The 25,065-nt window shown below is 68.4% G+C and carries 24 protein-coding genes; 8 read left to right on the plus strand and 16 right to left on the minus strand.

Features of this window, described 5'->3' with window-relative positions; genetic code table 11:
* Positions 1-381 (minus strand): SGNH/GDSL hydrolase family protein, encoded by a 381-nt coding sequence (locus tag GGR33_RS06100; protein ID WP_183502921.1) that lies wholly within the window; start codon positions 379-381, stop codon positions 1-3.
* A gap of 44 nt (positions 382-425) precedes the next feature.
* Complete coding sequence (locus tag GGR33_RS06105) at positions 426-1,889, minus strand: cytochrome P450 (RefSeq protein ID WP_183502924.1); 1,464 nt, start codon at positions 1,887-1,889, stop codon at positions 426-428.
* Positions 1,890-1,981: 92 nt separating this feature from the next.
* Between GGR33_RS06105 and fumC the strand changes: the two genes are divergently transcribed.
* The 4 genes from fumC (at position 1,982) to GGR33_RS06125 (ending at position 5,738) form a co-directional block, all read left to right on the plus strand.
* On the plus strand, positions 1,982-3,406 hold the full coding sequence (gene fumC / locus GGR33_RS06110) for a class II fumarate hydratase (protein ID WP_183502926.1): 1,425 nt from the start codon (positions 1,982-1,984) through the stop codon (positions 3,404-3,406).
* Positions 3,407-3,466: 60 nt separating this feature from the next.
* Entirely contained in the window at positions 3,467-3,655 is a 189-nt protein-coding gene (locus GGR33_RS06115; protein ID WP_183502928.1) for a DUF4169 family protein, read from the plus strand.
* Positions 3,652-3,915, plus strand: a complete 264-nt coding sequence (locus GGR33_RS06120) for a ribbon-helix-helix domain-containing protein (protein WP_183502930.1) — start codon at positions 3,652-3,654, stop codon at positions 3,913-3,915. The genes GGR33_RS06115 and GGR33_RS06120 overlap by 4 nt, the downstream gene beginning before the upstream one ends.
* 125 nt (positions 3,916-4,040) lie before the next feature.
* Positions 4,041-5,738 carry a methyl-accepting chemotaxis protein gene (locus tag GGR33_RS06125; protein WP_183502932.1) on the plus strand — a complete coding sequence of 566 codons (1,698 nt, stop codon included), beginning with the start codon at positions 4,041-4,043 and terminating at the stop codon, positions 5,736-5,738.
* 58 nt (positions 5,739-5,796) lie between these two features.
* Here the strand turns inward: GGR33_RS06125 and GGR33_RS06130 are convergent, their stop codons facing one another.
* Positions 5,797-7,431 (minus strand): metallophosphoesterase family protein, encoded by a 1,635-nt coding sequence (locus GGR33_RS06130; RefSeq protein WP_183502934.1) that lies wholly within the window; start codon positions 7,429-7,431, stop codon positions 5,797-5,799.
* A gap of 128 nt (positions 7,432-7,559) precedes the next feature.
* On the minus strand, positions 7,560-8,351 hold the full coding sequence (locus GGR33_RS06135) for a helix-turn-helix transcriptional regulator (RefSeq protein WP_183502936.1): 792 nt from the start codon (positions 8,349-8,351) through the stop codon (positions 7,560-7,562).
* Between the two features lie 84 nt (positions 8,352-8,435).
* On the opposite strand from GGR33_RS06135, the gene GGR33_RS06140 reads away from it, so the two are divergent.
* On the plus strand, positions 8,436-9,440 hold the full coding sequence (locus tag GGR33_RS06140; RefSeq protein WP_183502938.1) for an MBL fold metallo-hydrolase: 1,005 nt from the start codon (positions 8,436-8,438) through the stop codon (positions 9,438-9,440).
* A gap of 50 nt (positions 9,441-9,490) precedes the next feature.
* Here GGR33_RS06140 and glcF read toward each other — a convergent pair whose 3' ends face one another.
* The 4 genes from glcF to GGR33_RS06160 all read right to left on the minus strand — a co-directional run bounded on the left by glcF (position 9,491) and on the right by GGR33_RS06160 (position 14,179).
* Positions 9,491-10,885 (minus strand): glycolate oxidase subunit GlcF, encoded by a 1,395-nt coding sequence (gene glcF, locus GGR33_RS06145; protein WP_183502940.1) that lies wholly within the window; start codon positions 10,883-10,885, stop codon positions 9,491-9,493.
* A gap of 19 nt (positions 10,886-10,904) precedes the next feature.
* The gene (gene glcE, locus GGR33_RS06150) at positions 10,905-12,092 is read right to left on the minus strand and encodes a glycolate oxidase subunit GlcE (protein WP_183502942.1); all 1,188 of its coding nucleotides are present in this window, start codon (positions 12,090-12,092) and stop codon (positions 10,905-10,907) included.
* A 129-nt stretch (positions 12,093-12,221) separates the two neighbouring features.
* Positions 12,222-13,670 (minus strand): lipopolysaccharide biosynthesis protein, encoded by a 1,449-nt coding sequence (locus tag GGR33_RS06155; RefSeq protein WP_183502944.1) that lies wholly within the window; start codon positions 13,668-13,670, stop codon positions 12,222-12,224.
* Positions 13,671-13,783: 113 nt separating this feature from the next.
* Entirely contained in the window at positions 13,784-14,179 is a 396-nt protein-coding gene (locus GGR33_RS06160) for a winged helix-turn-helix transcriptional regulator (protein ID WP_183502946.1), read from the minus strand.
* Between the two features lie 82 nt (positions 14,180-14,261).
* Here GGR33_RS06160 and GGR33_RS06165 point away from each other — a divergent pair, with 82 nt between their 5' ends.
* Positions 14,262-15,122, plus strand: a complete 861-nt coding sequence (locus GGR33_RS06165; protein ID WP_183502948.1) for an SDR family oxidoreductase — start codon at positions 14,262-14,264, stop codon at positions 15,120-15,122.
* Positions 15,123-15,171: 49 nt separating this feature from the next.
* Here GGR33_RS06165 and GGR33_RS06170 read toward each other — a convergent pair whose 3' ends face one another.
* Complete coding sequence (locus GGR33_RS06170; protein WP_183502950.1) at positions 15,172-16,179, minus strand: magnesium transporter CorA family protein; 1,008 nt, start codon at positions 16,177-16,179, stop codon at positions 15,172-15,174.
* Positions 16,180-16,362: 183 nt separating this feature from the next.
* Here GGR33_RS06170 and groES point away from each other — a divergent pair, with 183 nt between their 5' ends.
* Together groES and groL are read left to right on the plus strand one after the other, a co-directional pair.
* Positions 16,363-16,653 carry a co-chaperone GroES gene (groES, locus tag GGR33_RS06175; RefSeq protein WP_020093567.1) on the plus strand — a complete coding sequence of 97 codons (291 nt, stop codon included), beginning with the start codon at positions 16,363-16,365 and terminating at the stop codon, positions 16,651-16,653.
* Between the two features lie 98 nt (positions 16,654-16,751).
* On the plus strand, positions 16,752-18,398 hold the full coding sequence (groL, locus tag GGR33_RS06180) for a chaperonin GroEL (RefSeq protein ID WP_183502952.1): 1,647 nt from the start codon (positions 16,752-16,754) through the stop codon (positions 18,396-18,398).
* A gap of 206 nt (positions 18,399-18,604) precedes the next feature.
* On the opposite strand, the gene GGR33_RS06185 is transcribed toward groL, so the two are convergent.
* The 7 genes from GGR33_RS06185 to GGR33_RS06215 all read right to left on the minus strand — a co-directional run bounded on the left by GGR33_RS06185 (position 18,605) and on the right by GGR33_RS06215 (position 25,065).
* On the minus strand, positions 18,605-19,084 hold the full coding sequence (locus GGR33_RS06185) for a hypothetical protein (protein WP_183502954.1): 480 nt from the start codon (positions 19,082-19,084) through the stop codon (positions 18,605-18,607).
* Positions 19,074-19,970, minus strand: coding sequence for a ParA family protein (locus GGR33_RS06190; RefSeq protein WP_183502956.1), 897 nt, complete (start codon positions 19,968-19,970; stop codon positions 19,074-19,076). Before GGR33_RS06190 ends, GGR33_RS06185 begins: the two co-directional genes overlap by 11 nt.
* A gap of 131 nt (positions 19,971-20,101) precedes the next feature.
* Entirely contained in the window at positions 20,102-20,305 is a 204-nt protein-coding gene (locus tag GGR33_RS06195; protein ID WP_183502958.1) for a hypothetical protein, read from the minus strand.
* Complete coding sequence (locus GGR33_RS06200) at positions 20,302-21,399, minus strand: adenylate/guanylate cyclase domain-containing protein (protein WP_183502960.1); 1,098 nt, start codon at positions 21,397-21,399, stop codon at positions 20,302-20,304. Before GGR33_RS06200 ends, GGR33_RS06195 begins: the two co-directional genes overlap by 4 nt.
* A 300-nt stretch (positions 21,400-21,699) precedes the next feature.
* A complete protein-coding gene (locus GGR33_RS06205; RefSeq protein ID WP_183502962.1) occupies positions 21,700-22,341 on the minus strand; it encodes a L,D-transpeptidase in 642 nt (213 codons plus the stop codon).
* 317 nt (positions 22,342-22,658) lie between these two features.
* Positions 22,659-23,519: a carboxylating nicotinate-nucleotide diphosphorylase gene (gene nadC / locus GGR33_RS06210; protein ID WP_183502964.1), complete on the minus strand. Its 861-nt coding sequence runs from the start codon at positions 23,517-23,519 to the stop codon at positions 22,659-22,661.
* The gene (locus GGR33_RS06215; protein ID WP_183502966.1) at positions 23,512-25,065 is read right to left on the minus strand and encodes an L-aspartate oxidase; all 1,554 of its coding nucleotides are present in this window, start codon (positions 25,063-25,065) and stop codon (positions 23,512-23,514) included. The genes nadC and GGR33_RS06215 overlap by 8 nt, the downstream gene beginning before the upstream one ends.

A 25,065-nucleotide genomic window follows, 5' to 3' on the forward strand; every position in this document is an offset into this window, starting at 1 on the left:
TCAGCCTGCTTCGATCCAGCGGGCAGCTGCCTCGGCAGTGTTCTCCGGACGCGAGTTGAACGCGATCGCTGCGGCGGGGGCGTGTTGGCGCACCGTATTGATCACCGCCTCGAAGACGATCAGTCCATTCGAGGCGAGACGAACGCCGCCGCCGATCACTACGCAGTCGTAGGTGTGCGCCTTCAGTTGCTGCGTCACCGTCGCAACCGCATCGTCGGGCCGGATGGAGCAGAAATCGGCGCCCCATCCGCGGTCGCGCATGTCCTTCAGACCGACCTCGATACCGGCTGCGATTTTCTCGGCGTCCATCCCGGGCGGCAAGGCAGGATCGGAGTAGTCGACGGCGTCGGGCGCGTAGCCGATCAGCAGGACCTGCGTCATGGAGCTTCTCCTCGCACTTCTGCGCTGACCGCGCCCGCCGCAAATCAGGCCGGTCCCGCTCCAACCAACGGGGGTTCGCTCGCTTGGTTCTCGGCACCCGCCGTTCCGCGATCGTGCACCCGCATCCGCAACCCGCCCTGAGGCCTGAGCGTGACACGGTGCAGCGGCACCACCGGCGGATGGTCGGCGGCGAGATCCAGCCGCACGGCTCGCGCAACATGCGCCAGCACGATCGTCGCCTCCTGGAGCGAGAAGCTCTGGCCGATGCAGACGCGCGGACCTGCTCCGAAGGGCAGATAGGCGAAGCGCGGGATGCTCTCGCGATTCTCCGGCAGGAATCGCTCGGGCACGAAGGCATCGGGATCGTCCCAGAGCATCCGATGTCTGTGCAGGACCCAAGGCGCCACCATGACGGTGGAGTTCCGCGGGATCTTGATACGGCCGATACGGTCGTCGCGGATCGCCTGGCGGCTCATGAAGGGCACAGGCGGAAATAGCCGCATGGTCTCCTCCATCACCGCCTTGGCGAAGGGCAGGTCGTCGAGGGCAAAGTGGCCGTCGGTGCCGATGGCGGCGTCCGCTTCCGCCTCCAGCCGCTCGCGGGAGGCCGCGTCCTGCGAGAGGCAAAAGAGCGCCCAGGTCAGCGCGTTGGCCGTGGTCTCGTGGCCGGCGGCGATGAAGGTGACGATGTTGGCCTTCACCTCGAGATCGGTCAGGCCGTTGCCGGTCTCGGGATCGCTCGCGGTGAGCAGCAGCGTCAGCAGGTCGTGCGGCGCCTCGCCGCCGGACGCGGTCAGGGCACGCCGCCGCTCGATCAGCTCGTCCACCACCTCCTCGAAGAAGCGTCCGGCCGGCCGCGCGCGCAGGCGACCAATGCGGGGCACGAAGTTCGGCATGCCGAAGACGTCGAGCGGATCGATCGGTCCGATCGCCTCGAGGAACCGGGTGATGGCGCGTCCGACCGCGTCCGGATCGCGCTTGAGCCCCTGCGTAAAGATCGTGCGCTCCAGGACATCGAGGGAGACGCGCGTCATCTCGTTTGCCGCCTCGACCTGCATGCCGCCGCGCCGAGCGAGCCGGCGTGCGACGCGAGCACCGGCGAGGTTCATCGACTCCGAAAAGCTCGTGACGTGGCGAGCCGAGAAGATCGGCGCGATGGTGCGGCGCTGGTTCTTCCACTCCTCGCCCTCGGCCGAGAGCAAGCCGTTGCCGAGCCCCGGCGCCAGGATGCGGCGCTGCAGGTCGTCCTTGCGGTAGTTCTTCGCGTTCTCGACATAGAGGTAACGGATCAACGCCGGATCACTCACCACCGTGACCCGGCCGAGGACGCCCTCCGCCGCAACCACAGGCTGCTCGAAATGCGAGCGCATCCAGGTGGTGATCGGGTTCTCGCGCGCCGCCCTGAGGAAGCCGAACAGGCTGAGATCCTGGGTGCGGGGCTTCGGAACCTCGGGCCGGAAGCGGAATGGCGTGACGGCATCGCGCGGCAGCGTTGCATCCGTCTGCATCAAATCTCCTTTGACCGAGCGAGAAGCGGAATTTCACTCCGAGGCTCGCTTCGTTAAGTAGGGGCCGCACCGACCCAGACGAAGAGGCCACGATGTCGCCGGACAACTCGACCGAGACCCACCAGGAGACCCGCACGGAATCCGATACCTTCGGTCCGATCGAGGTCCCGGCCCACCGCTATTGGGGCGCGCAGACGCAGCGCTCGATCCAGAACTTCCGCATCGGCACCGAGCACCAGCCGGCCCCGATCGTCCATGCGCTCGGCATCGTGAAACAGGCCGCCGCCCTGGTGAACAAGGATCTCGGCGGCCTCGACGCCAAGGTCGCCGACGCCATCGCCGCTTCTGCGGCGGAGGTCGTCGCCGGCAAGCACGACGACGAGTTTCCGCTGGTGGTCTGGCAGACGGGCTCGGGCACCCAGTCGAACATGAACGCCAACGAGGTGATCGCTTCGCTCGCCAACGAGCGGCTCGGCGGCAAGCGCGGCGGCAAGTCGCCGGTCCACCCGAACGACCATTGCAACCGCAGCCAGTCCTCGAACGACACCTTCCCCACCGCCATGCACATCGCCGTGGCGCGTGAGATCAAGGAGCGGTTGCTCCCGGCACTCACCCACCTGCACGATGCGCTGGAGGCCAAGTCCAAGGCGTTCTCCTCGATCGTGAAGATCGGCCGCACCCACCTGCAGGACGCGACCCCCGTCTCGCTGGGCCAGGAGTTTTCCGGCTACGTCGCCCAGGTCGCCCTCGGAAAGGCCCGCATCGAGCAGACGCTGCCGGGCGTGTTCGCGCTGGCTCAGGGCGGCACGGCGGTGGGCACCGGCCTCAACGCGCATCCGGAATTCGCGGAGCGCTTCGCGGCCAAGGTCGCCGAGTTGACCGGCCTGCCCTTCACCTCGGCCGAGAACAAGTTCGAGGCGCTCGCCACCCACGACGCCCTCGTCTTCACGCAGGGCGCGCTGACGGCGCTGGCCTCGGGCCTGTTCAAGATCGCACAGGACATCCGCCTGCTCGGCTCCGGCCCGCGCTCGGGCCTCGGCGAACTCTCCCTGCCGGAGAACGAGCCCGGCTCCTCGATCATGCCGGGCAAGGTCAACCCGACCCAGTGCGAGGCGCTGACCATGGTCTGCTGCCAGGTGGTCGGCAACGGCACCACGGTGAGCTTTGCCGGATCACAGGGTCATTTCGAGTTGAACGTGTTCAAGCCGGTCATCGCCAACGCGGTGCTGCAATCGGTGCGTCTGCTGGCCGACGCGGCGGTGAGCTTCACCGACAATTGCGTCGTCGGCATCAAGGCCAACGAGGACAAGATCGCTGACCTGATGAGCCGCTCGCTCATGCTGGTCACCGCGCTCGCCCCCTCCATCGGCTACGACAAGGCCGCGACCATCGCCAAAACGGCGCACAAGAACGGCACCACCCTGAAGGAAGAGGCGCTGAATCTGGGCTACGTCACGGCCGAGGAATTCGATCGTGTCGTGCGTCCCGACACGATGCTGGCGCCGAGCATCGATTAGACGCATGATCATGGTTCCGGCGGGATTTTCCCGCCGGGTCCGGTCGGAGACGAACGTGCCGTGGCCGAGATCATCAACCTGAACCAGTTCCGCAAGGCGCGCGACAAGGCCGAGAAGCAGGCACGCGCCGCGGAGAACCGCATCGTCTTCGGCCGTCCCAAGAAGGCCAAGACCCTCGCCGAGAAGAAGGCGGCCATCGAGACCGAACGGCTCGAAGGTCACCGCCTCAAGAGCCCCGACGAAGAATGAACGACGAGACGCTGGGCGGCCTCAAGAAGCGCTCGGTGATGATTGCCGGACATCGCACCAGCGTCTCGTTGGAATCCGCGTTCTGGGACGTGCTGCGCGAGATCGCGGAGACGCGGGAACGATCCGTCCAGGCCATGATCGGGGATATCGACGCCGAGCGCGGCGACCAGAACCTGTCTTCGGCGATCCGAGTCTTCGTGCTGCGTTGCGTGCTGGAGCGCTCGGGTGAAGCAGCCCCAACGGCCGATCGAGCAACCTGATACATATCTAAACATATGTTGTGCGTTATAAAGCAACTCTACAGTAAACCTGACGTTAATCTGTGCACTGCAACCTTCGGCTCATCTTCGATGATCGAGCCGGCGATCCGGCCTAGGGGCCGGCTATGCGCGCGTTCAACGACCTGAAACTTATCGTAAAGCTGGCAATACCGACGCTACTGCTGGTTGCGGTCTCGATCGGATTGGTCGGGTTTTCGCATACCAACCTGACCATGCTCGCCAGCGTCGCTCAGCATCTGGTCGATGAGAGTGCGACCCGCGCCATCCTGTCCAGCGAACTCGCCCTCCAGGTCAACGAAGCGACCATCCGCGAGAAGAACGCGATCCTCGAGACCGAAGACGCACGGGTCGCTCTGCAACTCACCGGGCAGGCCAATGCCAAGCGGGCCGCCTACAAGGCGATCGACCGTCTGATCGCACTGGCGGACAGCGATGACCGGCGCGCAACGAACGAGCGCATCAAGGCGCAGATGAACGACTTCTTCTCCGCCTCGGAGCGCGTGACGGCCTTCGCGTCGAAGGGTGACAAGCGCTCGGCCATCGAGCTGTCCAATGGCGAAGGACGCGCGGCACGCGGCAAACTCGTCGAGGCTCTGCAGCAGCGTGTCGAGGCCAATCAGCGCGAACTCTTGCGGGACCGCGACGGGGCGGCCCAGACGGCGAAGGACACGACCTGGATGCTGGTCGTCATCGCCGCGGCCGGTCTGATCGTTTCGAGCGCCCTGCTCGGCGTCATCGCGATCTACGGCATCACCAAGCCCATGGGCCAGCTCGTCGGCGTGCTGCAGCGCATGGCCCATGGCGAGATCGATACGACGATCGCCGCGGCCGCGCGCGGTGACGAGATCGGAGCGGTCGGCCGCGCGGTCGAGGGCATCAAGAGCATGGTGGCCCAGAAGGCGGCCGAGGAAACGGAGCGCAAGCGCATCGCCGACGAAGCGGCAGCCCTCGAGCGTCGCCGGACCATGATCGAACTCGCCGACGGCTTCGAGCAAGCCATCGGCGGCATCGTCGGTGCGGTGGGATCGGCCGCGACCGAGCTGCAGGCCACCGCACAGACCATGACGGTGACGGCGACCCAGACGGCTAGCCAATCGACGACGGTCGCGGCAGCGGCGGAAGAAGCCGCCTCGAACGTGAACACCGTGGCCGCTGCCGCCGAGGAGCTGGGCTCGTCCGTCCAGGAAATCGGCCGGCAGGTCGATGGCTCGGCCGCGCTCGCCGGAAAGGCCGTCGAGGACGCGGCCGGCACGGCAGCGCTGGTGCGCGAGCTCAGCGTCGCCGCTGCCAAGATCGGCGACGTCGTGCGCATGATCTCGGACATCGCCAGCCAGACCAACCTTCTGGCGCTGAACGCCACCATCGAGGCGGCTCGTGCGGGTGAGGCCGGACGCGGCTTCGCCGTGGTGGCGGCCGAGGTGAAGGAGCTGGCCTCGCAGACGGCCAAGGCGACTGACGAGATCGGCAGCCAGATCGCCCGAATCCAGGGCTCGACCGATCAGGCGGTCGGTGCGATCAGCGGCATCACCTCGCGCATCCAGGAAATCAGCGCCGTCGCCACCTCCATCGCCGCCGCCGTCGAGGAGCAGGGCGCGGCGACGCAGGAGATCGTGCGCAACGTCTCCCAGGCCGCCAGCGGCACCGGCGAGGTCACCTCGAACATTTCAGGCGTCGCCCGCGCCGCCGAGGAGACTGGAGCGGCGGCGAGCCAGGTGCTGGCCTCTGCCTCGGAGCTGTCTCGCCAGTCCGAGCACCTCAACGGCGAGGTCGCCCGCTTCCTGGCGACCGTTCGCGCCGCCTGAGCCATCGAACGGTAGACGAAGCGCGTCTCGCTCGCCCGAGCAGGGCGCGCCTTCGTCGTCAGGCGCGCTTCATCGTGGTTGTGTGGAAGGGCTCGAGGGTGTCGATCGCCTCGGGCCTTTGCGTCTTCTGGTTCCAGTTGAAGTAGCGCAGCACCACGCTCTCGGGCGTGAAGTCCATGATCAAAAAGCCGTTCTCCTCGATCGGCTTCACCGTCTCGTCCATGTCGAGATGGTGAGGCGTCAACGGTCCGACGCCGCGGAACTCCGAGGCCCAGCCGCCGGTGCTGGTACCGAGCGTCCCGGGCAGCACCGTCACCACCGGATTCTTCGAGAAGTCCAGCTTGCCGCTGCGCAGCATCCGACCCTCTGCCGTCGCGTGGAGATCGCCGCTGACCACGAGCGGGATGCGCCCGGGCATCTCGGCGAGCGACTGCATCAGCCGGTCGTGCTGCGTCAGCCAGCCGGACTGCCAATAGGGCTTGGGCTTGGCGACCGAGAGCCGGCCGTCAGAGCCGAGCAGGTCCGGGTACCACTCGCCCCACTTGCCGGCGCTCCAGCCCGGCGGATTGGAGGGCACGTGCATGACGTGGTCGACGTCGCGCGCGGCAGCCCGCGCCTTGAGCCAGGTCTCGACCTCGGGTGCGACATACACCGAGGCTGGCCCGGCCAGCGTCATCGTCCGCCGGACATCGTAGAGCAGAACCTCGGCGAGCCGTCCGTAGCGCAGGGTGCCGAAGCTCTCCGATAGGCCGGAGGGCCGATAGGCGGGACGGTCCGGCGTATCGCAGCCCGGCAGGCCGGCGGGGCGGTTCGGATCGGGCAGGAACTCGGGATACCAGAGGCGCTGCGTCGCCCGCGCCGCCTGCATCATGAAGGTGTCCGGCGGGAAGGTGACGGCCTCGTCCGTCGCCTCGTCGTTGTCGAAATGGTCGTGGTCGTCCTGCAGGAAGAAGACCGGCGTCGAGCGGCACAGCGTCCCGTAGAGCGGCGTGATCTGCTCGCCCGCCGCCTTGAACAGTGCCGACTCGTTCGGCGTGCCGAGAACCGGCAGCGAGCGATCGAACCGCGCATAGGCCAGGGCCGCCGGGTTGGCGCCGAGCCGCGGCGAGGCCTTCGGCGCGAGCAGGTCCCAATAGACGTGGTCGCCATTGGCCACGAGGGCATCGGGCTGGAAGGAGAGCGCCCGTTTCAGCAGCCGCTGCCGCACGGCCGCGGGCAGGAACTCAAAGTTGGTGTGCGCCTTGGCGAAGAGATCGTGCCCACCGGAGCAGGAATAGACCAGCAACCGGAATTTCTGGGGCCGGTCCTCCGGCGCCGGCATCGTCGAGAGCGTCCACGGCGCGCAGAGCGCGCGGCCATCCGCGGCGGCCAGCGAGAGCCTGTGCTCCGTGCCCGGCTTCAGATCCTCCGCGAAGAACTGCCAGAACAGACCCTGCGTGTCCGAGGCGATGCCGGGAAAGCTTTTTCCGCCCACGTTGAGCTTGGGCGGCCCATCGAGCGCCCGCTTGAACGAGGCCTTGATCAGCAGCCGGTCGTGGCTGCTCGCCGGCAGCAGATGCGCGACATCGCCGGAATCCCAGTCGTCCGCCGCGGTCCCCGATGCCGCCCAGGCCGGCATCGCACCGATCATCGGCAACCCACCGAGCGCCGCGAAGGCACCGGCCTCGAGAACGCCGCGTCGTGTCGTGCTCATGCTTCCGATCCCTCGCTCGGGCTCTCGGTGGCGGCCCGTTTCACCGGCCACGTCACCGGCCGACCTGCTGCACAATATTGCGCAGGGCTCCGCAATTTCGACCGAGGGCTTGGCCAGGAGGCGGGGGATCAGCGGCGGATGCCGACGAGGCTGCCGGAGGCCGGCGCACCGAAGGTCTTGCGAAAATCGTGGGCGAGATGGGCCTGGTCGAAGAAGCCGGCCTCATGTGCGGCCATCGTGAGGTTGGCGCCCTCGATGACGGCCCGGATCGCCCGCCGCATGCGCGTCCACGAGCGATAGCGCCGATAGGGCACGCCGACTTCCTGCGTGAAGAGACGCTGGAAGCGTGAGGCGGAAATGCCTGCCGCCTCGGCGAGCTCCGCCACGGGCACGCACTCCCCGGCGCGCGCATGGATCAGCGCTGTCGCCCTCGCGATGCGGCCATCGACGTCTCTGCGCGACCGTGCCGAGGCAAACTGCAGGAGATCGGCGAGCGCGAGCCCGGCAATCCCGGCGGCGGCGCGGTCCTCGTAGAGATCGCGCATCAGCGCCGTCTCGCCGCCGCTGCCGATCAGGGCGCCGCCTTCGGTTCGCGTGCCGGTCATGAGCGGGACGAGACCATCAGGGCCGGCCTCCTCCGGCTCGACATAGAGCACCCCGAGCGGATCTCCGCCGAGGTCGAGTTCGTGCACGACGCCGGCCGGGATCATCGCCGTGCGGCAGGTGGTCCAGGCTCCCGCGCCGACGCGCAGGCGGAAGGAGCTGTAGAGACCGGCGAGATAGACCGGCGCGCCGTGCTGGTGTCCGGCATTATAGCGCAACGGCCCCGCAAAGAACGTGCGCGTGTCCTCGACGTGCCAGATCGGACCCTGCCCGGTCTCGGCTCCGGGCGCTGCGGCGGCACGTTCGTACAAGCGCATCCTCCCCTGCCGTTGCTAGGTCTCGGGGCGGCACAACGGCACGGCGATACTCTCGCGCCGCCGCCGCGCGGAAGGAAGCCCCGGATGATCACGAGCACTCGCGCCGTCACGCGCCGCCGGCTGATGAGTTCGGCTGCCGCGATGGCTGCCGGTTCCGCGCTCGCCGCATCCACCCCAAGCGGCGGGGCCGCGTCGCCACATCATGGTCCGACACGGGCCAGCTTTCACCGGATCGAGATCGGCGCCTTCGAAGTGACGATGCTCCTCGACGCGACCGCGATGATCGACGGCCCGTGGCCGATCGTCGGCGAGGATCGGCCACGCGGCGAGATCGAGGCGCTGATGCGGGAGAATCGGTTGCCGCCCACGCGATTCCAGCCCGGCTTCACGCCGGTGCTGGTGAATACCGGTCGTCAGACTGTCCTGTTCGACACGGGCAATGGCGGCGTCGGCTTCGTGCCGCGTCCAGCCGGTGGCCGTCTGGGCGAGCGCCTCGCGGCGGCGGGGGTCGATCCAGCCGCGATCGACCTCGTCGTGCTCACCCATTGCCATACCGACCATATCGGCGGTCTCGCGGAGGGGGGCCGTCCGTTCTTTCCGAACGCAGCCTATGCGGTCTGTGCCCGCGAGTTCGATTTCTGGTCGAAGCCGGAGCGTCTGTCGGCAGAGCCCGACGGCAACGAGTACAAGTCGGCGCTCGTGTTCGGCGAGGCCTTCAGGCCGCTCGCGGAGAGAACGCGCTTCCTGAAGCCAGGCGACGAGGTCTGCCCCGGCATCCACGCCCTCGCGGCCTTCGGTCATACGCCGGGCCATCTCGCCTACCATGTCGAGAGCGAGGGGCGGCGGCTGCTGATCTGGGGCGACTGCGCCCATCACGAAGTCGCCTCCCTCGCCCATCCCGAATGGAGCGCCTTCTTCGACATGGACAAGGCGCAGGGCGCCGCGACCCGCCGCGCCATCTACGAGATGGCGGCAACCGAGGAGATCGTGGTGGCGGGCTACCACACCTCGTTTCCGTCGCTGGGTTACGTCGCCCGCAATGGCACCGGCTACCGCTGGGTGCCGGTGAGCTACCAGCTCGATCTGTGAGGACACACCGCCCGTCATTGCGAGCGCAGCGAAGCAATGACGGAGCGGGGCTACTCCGCGGCAGCCAATAGGGCGGATGTAGGCCTCACGACGCCCTCGAGCGCCTCCGGCTTCGGCCCACCCGTCGCCCAGTCGAGCAGTTCCACCGTGTGCAGGATCGGGATGCCGGTGCCCTTCCCGATCTGCGTGGCGCAGCCGATGTTGCCGGTGGCGATGAGGTCGGGCTGCATCCGCTCGATATTGGCGACCTTGCGGGCGCGCAGGCGGTTCGCGATCTCGGGCTGGAGGATGTTGTAGGTGCCGGCCGAGCCGCAGCAGATATGGCCCTCGGGCACGTCTTTCACGGTGAAGCCGGCCTTCTTCAGAAGCGTCTTGGGCTCGGTACGGATGGCCTGGCCGTGCTGCATCGAACAGGCCGAGTGATAGGCGACAGTGAAATCGGTATCGACCACCGGCGGCATCAGGCCGATCGCGGTCACGTATTCGGTGACGTCCTTGGCCAAGGCCGAGACCCTGGCCGCCTTCTGGGCATAGGCCGGGTCGTCGCGGAACATGAAGCCGTAATCCTTGATCGTCGTGCCGCAGCCCGAGGCCGTCACGATGATCGCGTCGAGGCCCGCGCCGTCGATCTCGGCGGTCCAGGCGTCGATGGCGCGCCTGGCATGGGCATGGGCCGACTCCTCCTTGCCCATGTGGTGGGTCAGGGCCCCGCAGCAGCCCTCCCCGGCCGCCTGCACCACCTCGACACCGTGACGGTTGAGCAGACGGATCGCCGCCTCGTTGAAATCGGGACGCAGCACGCTCTGGGCGCAGCCGCGCAGCAGCGCGACCCGGCCGCGCCGTGTGACGGGCGCCGTATCTCCCTGGATCGTCGCGCTGATCTCCTGCGCGGACAGGTCGGCGGGGAAGGTGCCGGGACGATCGCTCGGCACCCGGTTCGGGAGCTGCGCGGGGGCGAGGTCGAGCATCGCCGCGAGACGATTGCCGACGCGCGGCAGCAGGGACACGAGCGGCCTAAGCGGCTGGCCGATCTTCGCGGCGAGCAGCGCCAGGCGGAAGCGGTTCGGATAGGGCAGCACGAAGGCGAGTACGGCGCGGAGCAGCCGGTCGCTCAGCGGGCGCGCATAGGTCTTTTCGATGTGGCTGCGGGCATGGTCGACGAGGTGCATGTAATGCACGCCCGAGGGGCAGGTCGTCATGCAGGACAGGCACGAGAGGCAGCGGTCGACATGCTTGACCACCTCGGCCGAGGCCGCCTTCCCGCCCTCGAACATGTCCTTCATCAGGTAGATGCGCCCGCGCGGGCTATCGAGTTCGTCACCGAGCAGGAGGTAGGTCGGGCAGGTCGCGGTGCAGAAGCCGCAATGCACGCAGGTGCGCAGGATCTTTTCCGAGGCCTTGGTCGCCGGGTCGGCGAGCTGCGCGAGGCTGAAGTTGGTTTGCACGGTCGGTGTTCCTGAAGCCTCAAACGCCCGCGTACATCCGGCCCGGATTGAACAGGCCTGCCGGGTCCTGCGCCGCCTTGATGCCGGCCGTGATCTTCATCAGCGGCTCGGCGAGCGGCTCGAAGACCGGCACCGCCGCGCGCACCGCGTCGGGCGCCCGCACCAGCGTGGCGTGGCCGCCCTGGGCGCGGGTCGCCGCACGGATCGTCTCGGCACCGGCGTCGCCGCTCGCGTCCGTGGCGAGCCAGATCAGGCCGCCGCCCCAATCGTAGTACCAGCGGGCCTCGCGACCGGCAGCGATTGCAGCGGTAAGGGCGGGGCCGCGCACCGGCGCCGTCGAGATGCGCCAGATCGCGGCTTCGGGCTTTTGGCTCAGCGGCTCGACGTCGCGCACGCCCTGCCAGAGCGCGGCGCAGGCCTCGCCATCGACGATCTCGGGCTGGCCATAGCGCTTGAGCAGGCGCGAGAGCTCACCGAGGCGGTAGTCGATCGACTTGGAAAAGCCTTCGACGCGCATAAGCGTGCGGGCCGTCCCCTCCCCCAGTCCGGCCGGCAGATGCGCCGCCCCGGTCAGCTCGAAGGGCGAGCCGAGGGCGGCGGACAGCGCCTCGATGGCGCGGGCGTCGTCGAGGCCGGAGAAGACCAGGGTCGAGACCCGCTCCTGCACCGGGAGCACCTTGAAGGTCACCTCTGTGAGGAGCCCTAGGGTTCCCCACGAGCCGGCCATCAGCTTCACGAGGTCGAGCCCGGTCACGTTCTTCATCACGCGTCCGCCGGACTTGATCGGCTGGCCGCGTCCGTTGACGAAGCGCACGCCGATCAGGCTGTCGCGGGCGGCGCCGGCATTGATGCGGCGCGGGCCGGAATTGTTGCAGGCGGCAACCGCGCCGAAGGTCGGCTCGCCGGCCGAGCCCATCAGGCCGCGATGGTCCATCGGCTCGAAGGGCAGCATCTGGCCTCGCTCGGCGAGGAGCGCCTGGACCTCGGCGAGCGGCGTGCCGGCACGGGCCGAGACCACCATCTCGGCCGGCTCGTAGAGCGTCACGCCGCTGATGGCGGAGGCGGCGAGCGTCGATTCATCCTGGGCCGGACGGCCGATCCCGGCCTTGGTGCCGCCGCCGACAAGGCGCAGGCGCTCCGACCGGCCTGCCGCCTCCGCGACGATCGCGGCGGCCTCCTGCTCGCTCGCCGGAGCGTATGAACCCATCGTTTCCTGCCCGTGAGACGCGTCTCTTCGCAACGCTCTTTGGAAGCAGTCAAAACGGATTGTCCATGAGATTCAAGCGCGACCCCACCGCGCAGCGGCGGATTTCCCGTTTTACGGCAGCTTGCCGGGTCACGCGGCCGGGACGGGATGCCGGGATCGGAAGCGGTCCATCACCAGGGCCTTGAGGCCGGCGATGTCGCAGACCCAGACGGCCCCGCCATAGAGCGCGATGCCGATCCCGAGACACAGCGGCAATGCGATGCCCGGCGCGAGGTGGCGCAGAGGCATCAGCACCAGCAGCATGGCGAGGCTCGCGGCGGCCGAGAGACCGATATCGCGCCAGGGCATGGACAGCCGATCCGCGCCGAACAGCACGCGGGCCGCCAGCAGTGCAACGGCGGCGGCAAGCCCCAGCGACTGCGCGACCGCGATGCCGGGCGGCCCCATCATCCCAGGCAGCACCGTGAGGCCGATCCCGTTCACGGCGCAGCCGAGCAGGGCGGCGGCGACGACCGGACTGGTCTTGCGGCGGATCTGGAAGATCGGGTTGAGCGCGAAGTTCATGATCGACAGGCAGAACAGGCCCGGGATCAGCAGGGCGGTGTAGAGCGCGAACGGCCCTCGGAACGCCTCCGGCACCACGAGTTGCTGGAGCGCCGGCGTGACCGCCCAGTATCCGGCGGCACAAGGCAGCAGCAGGGCCACCACCACGCCGATGTTGCGGCTGATCTGCGCTTCCGCGGCCTCACGGCCGTGATGCTCCTCGGCCCGCACCGCGAGCTGGAACAACAGCAGGTCGAGCGCCGTGCCGAGGGTCGAGAAGCCACGCGAGCCGAGATCGGCCGCGAGGGCGAAATAGCCAGCTTCGGAAAAGTCCGCGGCGGCGGCGATGGCGCCGCGGTTGATGAAGGGCATGAGCTGGTAGATCGCGTTGGCCGCAATCAACGGAAGGCCGTATGCGGCGAACACCTTCAGCGCATGCCGGCTGCGTTCCGGCGCGACCTCGCCGGGCCGGTCGTGCAGGGCCTTGCGCATCACCACCACGGCGAGCGCCTGGCTGGCGGCTCCCGCCAACAGAACCCAGACCGGCTGCGGGAAGAACCAGGCAGTGCCCGCCATCAGCACGACGCCGAAGACGTTCTTCCAGACGACGAGCTTGAGATAGGTCCCGCCGACGAAGCGGGCGCGGGCCAAAGCCGCGTGGTAGTCGAACACGCCGATGCCGACGGCGGTCACGGCCGTCGCCGCGGTGACGGCGAGCCGGCTCTCCGGCGTCGGATCGATCACGAGGCCAAGCCCGGCGCAGAGAGCGGCAACGGCCGTGAGCGCGATGGCGAGGACGCCGTAGGCACGGTCGAGCCCGGCCCGGATCCAGGGCTCGCCCTCCCTCACGCGCGCCGAGTAGAAGCGGGTCGTGGACAGCCTCAGCCACTCGAAGAGCAGCGTGTTCAGCACCACCGCGCCGGCAGTCGCCAGGGCGAAACGGCCGAAATCCGCCGGCCCGAGCATCTTGGCGATGAGCAGGCCAAGCAGCAGGTTCAGGGCCGAGTTGATGACGAAGGCGGCGATGACGGCCATCGGTCCAGGAAATCCCGCACGGGTCCGGCCGATGTCATCATCGGCTTGCGCGGCATTCTCGGGGCGAGGCGCCAAGAAAGACTGAACGTGATCGGCGACCGCCCCGGCTGGGATCAGGCCTCGATTCGGTCTTGCTCTGCCGTTGCCAGCATGGCCGGAAGCCTTTCTTCGATCCACTCGGCGAGGTTGGCGACCCTCTCGGCGGCCTCCTCGCCAAGCGGTGTCAGCGAGTACTCGGTATGCGGGGGCACGACCGGATAGGCACGGCGCAGAACGAGCCCGTCGCCCTCGAGCCATTTCAGCGTCTGCGACAGCATACGCTCGCTGACGCCGTTCACCCGCTGGCGCAGCTCGCTGAAGCGTAACGTGCCGTCCCGCAGGGCTATCAGGATGAGTACGCCCCAGCTCGAGGTGACGTGCTTCATCACCTCGCGCGACGGGCAGCCCGGCGCGAACAGGTCGCCCCTGCGCAGCTTTTCAGCGAGGGTCGCGTGCGGATGGGTCTTCATACTTACCAGAATGTACGTACTTACTTATCGTAAGCAAGGGGATTACGTCGTCTGAACTCACGATCGGCAAGAGGACAGATCCATGTACGCCATCACCGCCGCGAACGGTCAGCTCGGTCGCCTCGTCATCGAGGTGCTGCTCGAAACGATCCCCGCCTCGCAGATCGTCGCGATTGCGCGATCGCCTCAGAAGGCAGCGGATCTGGGTTCGCTTGGCATTGCCGTGCGCGAGGGCGACTACGACCGCCCCGAGACGCTGGCATCCGCCTTTGCCGGCGTGAGCAAGGTCTTGCTGATCTCGTCGAGCGAAGTCGGCTGGCGACTGCCCCAGCACAAGGCCGCGATCGATGCAGCCAAGGGCGCCGGTGTCGGCCTCGTCGCCTATACCAGCATCCTGCATGCCGACACGTCGCCCGCGAAACTCGCCCAAGAACACCGTGCCACCGAGCTGGCGCTGATCGAATCCGGCCTGCCGCACGTCCTGCTGCGCAACGGCTGGTACAACGAGAACTTCCTGATGGCGCTGCCTGCCGTGCTGGAGCACGGGACGCTGATCGGCTCGGCCGGCAACGGTCGCTTCTCGGCTGCCGCCCGTCGCGATTTCGCGGAAGCCGCCGCCGTCGCGCTGACGGCCGAGGGTCAGGCAGGCAAGGTCTATGAACTCGCGGGCGACGAGGCCGTGACCATGAGCGAAATCGCGGCGGAACTCTCCCGCCAGAGCGGCAAACCCGTCGCCTTCCAGAACCTGCCGGAGGAGGCGTTCAAGCAGGCCCTCGTCTCGGTCGGCCTGCCCGAGGTGCTCGCCGATGCGCTCGCCGACGAAGATGCCATCGCGGCCGACGACACGCTGTTCGACGACGGCCGGCAACTGAGCCGGCTCATCGGCCATCCGACCGTGTCGTTCAGGGAGACGGTCGCCAAGGCCCTGGCCGCGAAAATCTGAAACGCTTCAGCGGCGGCGGACATGCTTCCGCCGCTGCTCAGACGGGCAGCTACACCCAGCCCTTGATCCGCGAGACCACGATCGGGATCAGCGCCGAGAGCGCAATCAGGCTGAGGCCATACGGGTAGCCGTAGATCCAGTCGAGCTCGGGCATGTGCTTGAAGTTCATGCCGTACATCGAGGCGACCAACGTCGGCGGGATGCCGACGACCGAGACGACCGTGAGGATCCGGAAGGCGTTGTTCTGCTCGATGTTGATCAGGCCGAGCGCCGCGTCGAGCAGGAACTGAAGCGTTTCCGTCTGACGGGTCTCGAACTCGTCGAGCGAGGTGATGTCGCGCGAGAGCGTGTCGAAGCGTGGGCTTTCCTCGGCATCGAGATGCTCGGCGCAGGAATCCTTCACGAAGGGCACGATGCGCTCCAACCCGAGCAGGCTCGCCCGAACCTTGCCGAGCGCTTTACCCTGCCAGCCGATCGAGCGCAGCAGCCGCCGCAGCGCCAGGTCGCGGCGCTTCGGCGAGAGGCGGCCGACCCTGTCCGACCCCGAGCGCTCGATCGGATCGAAGTCGAAGATCCGCGTCGAGAGCGAGGCGAGGTCGGCCGACATCTCCTCCAGCGTGTCGGCGAGGCCGTCGACCAGCTCCTCGACGATCAGGAGGAAGATCTCGACGCCGGTGGCGCAGTCGCCGTCGCGCTCGGCGATCCGAGTCTTCACCGTGTCGTAGGCCCGCAGCTCGTGGAAGCGGATCGTCACGAGACGGTCCTTGGTGAGCACGAAGCCGACCGGCTTCAGGGCGAAATCCGCGTGGTCGAAGGTGATCATCGGCGAGGACAGCGACAGGCCGCCGGTCTTCAGCCGGCGCAGGCGGCTCGACGACTCGACCTCACTGAGCGCCTCGCGCGTCGGCACCCTGAGGCCGAAGGCCGCCTCGACCTGGCGCGCCTCCTCCTCGGTGGGGTCGAGCAAGTCGATCCAGATCGCCTCGCGCGGCAGCTCCGCCCCCTCCCCCGGACCGGCATGCTCGATCGGCCCCTGGGGCCCGTGCAGACTGATCATCCAGGAAGAACTTTCCGGAAAGGACGAACGGAGGCGAACGCTCACGCTCCTTGACTCGAAGATAGGGCATGCCTATCTCGCGGTCGTCGTTAGCACTCGTTGTTTCGAGTGCTAACGATCGGGTCGGGACGCGGTCCCCGCCGCATCAAGACCATCCGAGATTCTGAAGCAAGAGGGCAGCTCATGAAGTTCCGTCCGCTGCACGACCGTGTCGTCGTCCGCCGTATCGAAGGTGAAGAGAAGACCAAGGGCGGGATCATCATTCCCGACACCGCCAAGGAGAAGCCCCAAGAGGGTGAAGTCGTCGCCGTCGGCCCTGGCGCCCGCGACGAAGCTGGTCGCGTCAACGCCCTCGACGTGAAGGCTGGCGACCGCGTGCTGTTCGGCAAGTGGTCGGGCACCGAGGTCAAGATCGACGGTCAGGACCTCCTGATCATGAAGGAATCCGACATCATGGGCGTCGTCGCCGCCTAAGGCGACCTGCCCTCTTCGGACTGCGACCACCGCCCTTCGAGGCCGCCGAGACCGGCGCGCCTTGGGGCGTATCCCGAAACCAGACAAGGACAACACAGATGGCAGCGAAAGACGTACGCTTCTCGTCCGATGCCCGCGACAAGATGCTTCGCGGTGTCGACATCCTCGCCGACGCGGTGAAGGTGACCCTCGGCCCCAAGGGCCGCAACGTCGTGATCGAGAAGAGCTTCGGCGCTCCGCGCATCACCAAGGACGGCGTCACCGTCGCCAAGGAGATCGAGCTCTCCGACCGTTTCGAGAACATGGGCGCCCAGATGGTGCGCGAAGTGGCCTCGAAGACCAACGACATCGCCGGTGACGGCACCACCACCGCGACGGTGCTCGCCCAGGCGATCGTCCGCGAGGGCACCAAGTACGTGGCCGCCGGCATGAACCCGATGGACCTGAAGCGCGGCATCGATCTCGCCACGGCCACTGCCGTGAAGGACATCACCGGCCGCGCCAAGAAGGTCGCCGAGTCGTCCGAGGTTGCCCAGGTCGGCACGATCTCGGCCAATGGCGACAAGGAAATCGGCGAGATGATCGCCCACGCCATGCAGAAGGTCGGCAACGAGGGTGTCATCACCGTCGAGGAAGCCAAGACCGCCGAGACCGAGCTCGACGTCGTCGAGGGCATGCAGTTCGACCGCGGCTACCTCTCCCCGTACTTCATCACGAACGCGGAGAAGATGGTCGCCGAGCTCGAGGACCCCTACATCCTCATCCACGAGAAGAAGCTGTCGTCGCTCCAGGCGATGCTGCCGGTGCTCGAGGCCGTGGTGCAGACCGGCAAGCCGCTCGTCATCATCGCCGAGGACATCGAGGGTGAGGCTCTCGCCACGCTCGTCGTGAACAAGCTGCGTGGTGGCCTCAAGGTCGCTGCCGTGAAGGCTCCGGGCTTCGGCGATCGCCGCAAGGCGATGCTCGAAGACATCGCGATCCTCACCAAGGGCCAGATGATCGCCGAGGACCTCGGCATCAAGCTCGAGAACGTGGCTCTCCCGATGCTCGGCCGCGCCAAGCGCGTCCGCATCGAGAAAGAAAACACCACGATCATCGACGGCGCCGGCGAGAAGGCCGACATCGAGGCCCGCGTCGCCCAGATCAAGGCGCAGATCGAGGACACCACCTCGGATTACGACCGTGAGAAGCTCCAGGAGCGTCTCGCCAAGCTCGCTGGCGGCGTCGCGGTCATCCGCGTCGGCGGCGCGACCGAGGTCGAGGTCAAGGAGAAGAAGGACCGCGTGGACGACGCGCTCAACGCCACCCGCGCTGCGGTGGAAGAGGGTATCGTTCCCGGCGGCGGTGTCGCCCTCCTGCTCGCCAAGAAGGCGGTCTCCGAGCTCAAGAGCGACAACCCGGACGTCCAGGCCGGCATCAAGATCGTGCTCAAGGCGCTCGAGGCCCCGATCCGTCAGATCGCGTCCAACGCGGGTGTCGAAGGCTCCATCGTCGTCGGCAAGATCACCGATAACGGCGGCTCGACCTACGGCTTCAACGCCCAGACGGAAGAGTATGTCGACATGATCCAGGCCGGCATCGTCGACCCGGCCAAGGTCGTGCGCACCGCCCTTCAGGACGCGGCCTCGATCGCCGGCCTGCTGGTGACCACCGAAGCCATGGTGGCCGATGCTCCGAAGAAGGAGTCCGCTCCCCCCATGGGCGGCGGCGGCGGCATGGGCGGCATGGGCGGCATGGACTTCTAAGTCCGAGCCACCATTACGAGACGAAGGGGGTCGCCGAGAGGCGGCCCCTTTTTCGTTTGGCAGAGCACACACCACCGTCATTCCGGGGCCGCGGAGCGGAACCCGGAATCCACGATCGGGCGCCACATCTCACGCTACCGCGCATCTCGGGTGGATTCCGGGTTCTCGCCTTCCGCGAGCCCCGGAATGACGGGTTTGGAAAGGACTCAGCCCTTCTTCTTTTTCTTGCCGCCCTTGGCCGCAGCCGTGTCGCGGTCCTTGCCGTCCCACGTCGCCGCGAAGGGGCGCTTGCCGAGGGCGCGCTGGGGCGCCGGCTTCTTCGCTACGGCCTTTGCCCGGGAGCCCTTAGGCGCCGCGCTGGGCTCGTCTGCATTCGCCAAGCCTTCGAGCCAGGTGCGGTGCCAGGCCGACGAGGCGGTCTTGAGGGTCGCGTTATGGCGGTCGAGGCGCGCGACGATCGCCTTGATCTCCACATCCGTCATCCCGTCGAGGACGAGCGCGAAGGTCTCCGCGCCGAGCGTCCTGCGGATCAGCCGCAACCGCGCCAGCGGCAGCGCCCTGTGCTTGAGCTGCTTGACCACGAGCGCCCGCGCCGTGCGCGCGATGTCGGGCCGGATCTCGGCGAAAACCTCGGGCACCGTGGCGATGGCGCCAAGCACCGCGTAGCCGTCGATATCAAGCGCCATGGAGGATCCCCTTCAGTTCGTCGATGAGCGGAATCAGCACGGTGGAGACGTGGGTGTTGTATTTCGCGGTGAAGGTCGGCGGCAGGTCACGCGGGACCAGCGCGTCGGCGAGCGCCGCCGCTTGGGGGATGCAGGTCGTCAGCAGCTTGAACCCAGCATCGGGCGCCTCGGCCTCCGCGCGCAACTGGTCAAGCGTGCGCTGGTGCTGGCGGACGTGCTGCTGATAGCGGGTCACCAGCACGTAGGGTGGGCTCTTCGGACGATCCTGCCCATCCCCACCGCTACTGCGCCGCCAGATCGTCTCGACGAAGGCGTTCAATCCGTAGGTCGAGAGGAAATCGGGAATTGAGGTGACCAGCACGAGGTCCGATCCACGCACCGCGACCTCGGTCATCGGCGAGATGCCCGGCGCACAATCGAAGATCACGTAGTCGTAGTCCTCGGCCAGCGGCGCGATGGTGTTGCGGAACAGCTTGGTCAGCCGCTCCTCAATGGCGTGCATCGACAGGCCCTGGCCGGTGAGCTCGTAGATGATCTCGCGCTCGACCATCCGGAGATAAGGGCCCGAGGCCAGCAGCGAGAGCCCGAGGGGCCGGTTCTTGTGCGTCGTCAGGCTGACCTGTTCCTGGATACGCGAGGCCAGCGCCGGCTTGTCCCTCGCGATCAGCTTGAGGGCGAGGAACGCTTCGAGCGTGCGCCCCTTTGCGATCAGCTCGCCGAGGCGGTCCGGACCGGCGAGACAGACCGAGACGCTGGCCTGCGGGTCGAGGTCGGCGACGAGCACGCGCGCGCCATCGGCCGCCAGAGCCTCGGCGAGCATGACCACGGTCGTGGTCTTGCCGACCCCGCCCTTCATGTTGGCGACCGCGATGAGCTTGCCCGTCACGCTCTCGCGTCTCCCGAAGCGTTGGTCTCGAGTGTCTTTGGCAGAGGCTCGCGCCCGTCGGAAGTCGGGAAAGGCCGTTGCGCGCCGGCTCCGGCCGTTCGATCCAAAGGACTTCGCGATGCAGAGCCGGCTCAGCGTCCCGGCGGCACTAGCCGGGCCGAAAAACTCGCCAGAATCAGGCCGACACCGAGGGCGAAGCCCGGGCGGCTGATGTCGCCGCCGATCGACGCGACGATCCAATAGCCGACGATGACGATCCCGGCGATGATCAAGCCGAAGCGCAGGAACAGGCGCAGCGGCGTCCGCCAGGTCAGCCCCGTGTCGGACCCGCTCATGATACGGCGACGCGCGGCCGGGCCGCAGAGGCGGGATCGGCGGCGACGGCCTCCTCGATCATGGCGGCGGCGGTGTCGCCGCCCCGCTCCAGCGTCGCCACCGCGAGGGGCTGGTCGCGTCCGCGAAGGATGTGGGCGCCGAGCCCGCGCGGGGTGACGCCTTCGGGCAGGCGCGGCAGCCGGCCGAGCAGGTCCTCGGAGATCAGGATGTCGACGCCGAGCGGTCGGCAGAGCGCCTCGATCCGCGCCGTGACGTTCACCGCGTCGCCGAAATAGGCGATCTTGTGCCGGTCGACCCCGACTTCCGCCGTGACCACCGAGCCGCCATGCAGGGCTGCGCGCAGGCGCGGCACCGTGCCGAAGCGCGCCCGCCAAGCCTCGGCCTCCGCCTCGATCCGGTCGCGCACGGCGAACAGGCAGGAGACGCAGCGCGCATCCTTGAGGCCGCGCTCCATCGGCCAGGTGATCATCGCCATGTCGCCGATATAGTCGTCGGTCGAGCCCTGGTAGCGCCTTACCGGCTCGGCCAGGGTCGCGAAGACTGCGCTGAGATATTCCTGCGCACGCAAGTCGCCGTGGGTCTCGGCGAAGGCCGTCGAGCCGACCACGTCGAGGAACAGGAAGATGCGCTCCTCCTCGACAGGCCGATGATAGCGCCCGATCAGGAAGTTCACGAAGACCTCGCCGCCGATCAGGTCGCGCATGCGGATCACGAAGACCAGGAAGGCCGAGACCGCGAGCGCGTAGGCCAGCACCCGCGGCGTCGTGCGCACGGCCTCCGAGAGAGGATCGCCGGTCAGTCCGAACGCCCAGACGAAGACGCCGCCGAGCGCGTTGCCCGCCACGATCATCAGCACGTAGGAGAGTTCTGCAGCCGGAACATAGAGTGACGCCGGCAAGCGGCGGATGCGCGATTGCAGGCCCGCCAGGATGAGGCCGCGGTCGAAGCCGAGCGCCGCCGTGCCGATGCAGAAGCCGTAGACGAAGCCGGCCGCCGGGGAGGCCCCCTGCGCGAAGACGAGGTTGTAGATCAGGCCCGCACCGCCGGCGGCGACGAGGATCAATGCCCAGAACCAGCGATGCTGCGGCAACATCAGCCGACCCTCGCGACGCCGGATGCCGCCGGCCTGCCCGCGCCGGCCTGCAACCCTACGGCGCAGCGGTGAGGCGGGGCGGTTCGCACGGGCGCTCCTTGTCGCGTCGATGAGGAGAGGGCGTGGCAGGCAGAGAGGGGGGCACGCCCAGGCGTTGCAAGGCTCATGCTGGTATGATGGCTTCAGTATGGCGCAGGCGCCCGAGAGCCGAAACTGATCACCGCCTGTGTCTGAACGGATGCAAAACAAAAGGGCCGGCGTTTCCACCGGCCCTTCGATCGAAAAGAGGTCTGGCTGCGCTCAGCGCTGGACGATGACCCGCGTGCCGACCTTGACCCGGGTGTAGAGGTCCGAGACGTCTTCGTTGGTCATGCGGATGCAGCCCGAGGAGACGGCGGTACCGATCGTATCCGGCTCGTTCGAGCCGTGGATGCGGTAGATCGAGTTACCGAGATACATGGCGCGGGCGCCGAGAGGGTTCTCGATGCCGCCCTTCATGTAGCGCGGCAGGTCGGGACGGCGCTTCAGCATCTCGGACGGCGGACGCCAATCCGGCCATTCCTTCTTCATGGTGATGTTCTGGGTACCGCCCCAGGTGAAGCCCGGTCGGCCGACGCCGATGCCGTAGCGCATGGCCTCGCCGCCACCCATGATCAGGTACAGGCGGCGCTCGGCGGTCGACACCACGATCGTGCCGGCCGTGTAGGGCCCGTTATAGGCGACGACTTCCTTCTGGATCGCCGCGGCCTGCGGGGCGGTGGCCGCCTGCTGCTCAAGCGGGTCGGCAGCCGGCAGGGAAACGTTTTGCGGGCGCACGCGCACGGTCAGCACGTCGGTCAACGGCTGGCGGGTCAGCGGGTCGATCTCATAGGCGGAGGCGGGCGTCGCCAGCGCGACGGACGCACAGGCGAGGCCCGCGAGGGCGGTGACGATACGGCGCATCGATGGCCTCGCGTGGGCAGGCAGACTTGTGGAAACTCGGTGGATAACTCCGGCACGTATTCGTACGGAGCGCTGCCCAGACCTAAACCGCCCTGCGTTAAAGCCAAGCTCAAATCGCGGGCTGAATACCCGTTCGGCCAAGCTCGTGACCGTGTGGCAACACTGTGGCAACTTAGCCGTATTACGGACGAGAAGAGGCCGCGAACACGCCAGGTTAGGGAACCTTTCACGACCGGCGCGACTGCGATCCACGCCTGAGATTCGGCCGATCGCGGCGCGGAGCGGTAAGCCCTCTCAATGGAGGCGCAGGGAGCGCGTCAGGCCGCGTCCAGCCCCAAATCGATGATCGCGGCGCTGTGCGTGATCCAGCCGACGGAGATCAGGTCGACGCCGGAGGCCGCCACGGCGCCGACGGTCTCGCGGTTGATCCGGCCCGAGGCCTCGGTGATGGCGCGGCCGTCGACGAGGCGCACCGCCTCGGCCAGGGTTTGCGGGCTCATGTTGTCGAGGAGGACCGCGTCGGCGCCGACGGAAAGCGCCTGTTCGAGCTGGGCCAGGGTGTCGACCTCGATTTCGATCTTCACGAGGTGACCGGTATGGGCGCGGGCGCGCTCGATCGCCGCCACGATGCCGCCGGCCACCGCGACGTGGTTGTCCTTGATCAGCACGGCGTCGTCGAGGCCGAAGCGGTGGTTGGAGCCGCCACCGGCCCTGACCGCATGCTTTTCAAGCGCGCGCAGGCCCGGCGTGGTCTTGCGGGTGCAGACGATCTTGGCGTGGCCGTGCGGACGGGCCGCCTCGACGAGCGCCGCGGTTGCGGTGGCCACCCCGGACAAACGGCAGAGCAGGTTCAGCGCCACGCGTTCAGCGGTGAGGATGGCGCGCGCCGGGCCGTCGAGCCGGATCACGGTGTCGCCCGGCGTGACGCGGGCGCCGTCGCCGCGCTCGACGGTGACCGTCACCGCGGGATCGATCAGCCCGAAGGCGATCGCCGCGGTGTCCACTCCGGCGATCACGCCGTCCTGGCGGGAGGCGATGACGCCGGAGAGCCGGTCGGCGGCCGGCACGATCGCGTCGGTGGTGATGTCGCCGGCCCGGCCGAGATCTTCGAGCAGCGCCGCTCGGACGATCGGCTCGACCAGGAGGCGCGGCAGCGGAAGCAGCGTGGCGTCAGGCATCGGTCAGGCTTTCCGCCGGGGTTTGGCTCTCCGCGATCCGCTCGGCCGCACGGAGGCATTCCGAGAGGGTCGTCAGCGTGTGATAGCGCGCCGCCTGCCCGGAAAAATCGCCGCGCCAATGGCCGCCACGGCTCTCCTGCCGCGACAGGGCACAGACCGCGATCATCAGGCCGGTGAGCGCAGCGTCCGAGCCGGTCTCCGCGAGGGCACGTAGGCGGATGATCGCCGCGCGCAAACCCGCCTCATCGCGCACCACGCCGACCCGGCGCTCCATCAGGGTGCGCACCTCCGGCAAGGCCCGGCCGCCATCGCTGCGATGCCGCTCGGGCATCGTCGCCTCGCCGATCAGGGAGGCGGGGGGCGCCGCCTCGATCGAGGCGGCGATCGGTCCGGAAAAGGCGAGGGCTTCGAGCAGCGAGTTGCTGGCGAGGCGGTTCGCCCCGTGCAGGCCCGTCGAGGCGACTTCGCCACAGGCCCAGAGACCCGGAACGTCGGTGCGGCCCTCGGCGTCCACCAGCACGCCGCCCATGTGGTAGTGCGCCGCCGGCCGGACCGGGATCGGCTGCACTGCCGGATCAATGCCGAGCCCGGCGCAGAGACCGGCCACGGTCGGAAAGCGCCGCGCCATCGATTGGCCGAGCTCGCCGCGGGTATCGAGGAAGACCTCGCGCCCGCCGGCCTGGGCCTGGAAGATCGCGCGGGCGACGACGTCGCGCGGTGCGAGGTCGCCTCCGCCGATGCCGGCCATCACGCGCTCGCCCTCACCGTCGACGAGCCGCGCGCCCTCCCCCCGCAACGCCTCGGTGGCGAGCGGCATCGGGTCGGCGCCGGCATCGATGGCCGTGGGGTGGAACTGCACGAATTCGAGATCGCGCAGCGTCGCGCCCGCCCGCGCCGCGAGCAGCAGCCCGCTGCCGACGGCGCCGCGCGGATTGGTGGTCGCCGCATAGAGACCGCCGACGCCGCCCGTCGCCAGCACGACCGCGCGGGCCGGCAGGCGGAAGGCCGCACCGTCGCTCTCGCAGACGAGGCCGCAGACCGCGCCGTTCGCGTCCTGCATCAGGGCCTTCGCCTCGGCGACGAGCACCTCGATCGACGGCGTCGCGCGCACGGCCGCGACGAGTCCTTCGAGGACGGTCGCGCCGGTGGAATCGCCGCGCCCGCGCACGATCCGGCGACGGCTATGCGCGGCCTCCAGCCCGAGGGCGAGGTTGCCATCGGCGTCGCGGTCGAAGCCGATGCCGGCCGCGACCAGCCAATCGATCAACCCGGGCGCCGCATCGGCGACGGCGAGCGCGATGTCCGGCTCGGTCAGGCCGGCGCCGGCCGCCTCGGTATCGGCGGCGTGCAGGGTGGGTGCGTCGTCCGTACCGATGGCGGCGGCGATGCCGCCCTGGGCCCAGCCCGTGGCGGTGCCGGTACCGAGGGGAGCGGCCGTGACGAGCGTCACCGGGCGGGGTGCCAGCCGCAGGGCCGTGGCGAGCCCGGCGACGCCCGCGCCCACCACGATCACGCGGTCGGCGGGACTGCGCGAGACGATGCTCAT

The sequence above is a fragment of the Methylobacterium brachythecii genome (assembly GCF_014196345.1).
GTDB classification, from domain to species: domain Bacteria; phylum Pseudomonadota; class Alphaproteobacteria; order Rhizobiales; family Beijerinckiaceae; genus Methylobacterium; species Methylobacterium brachythecii.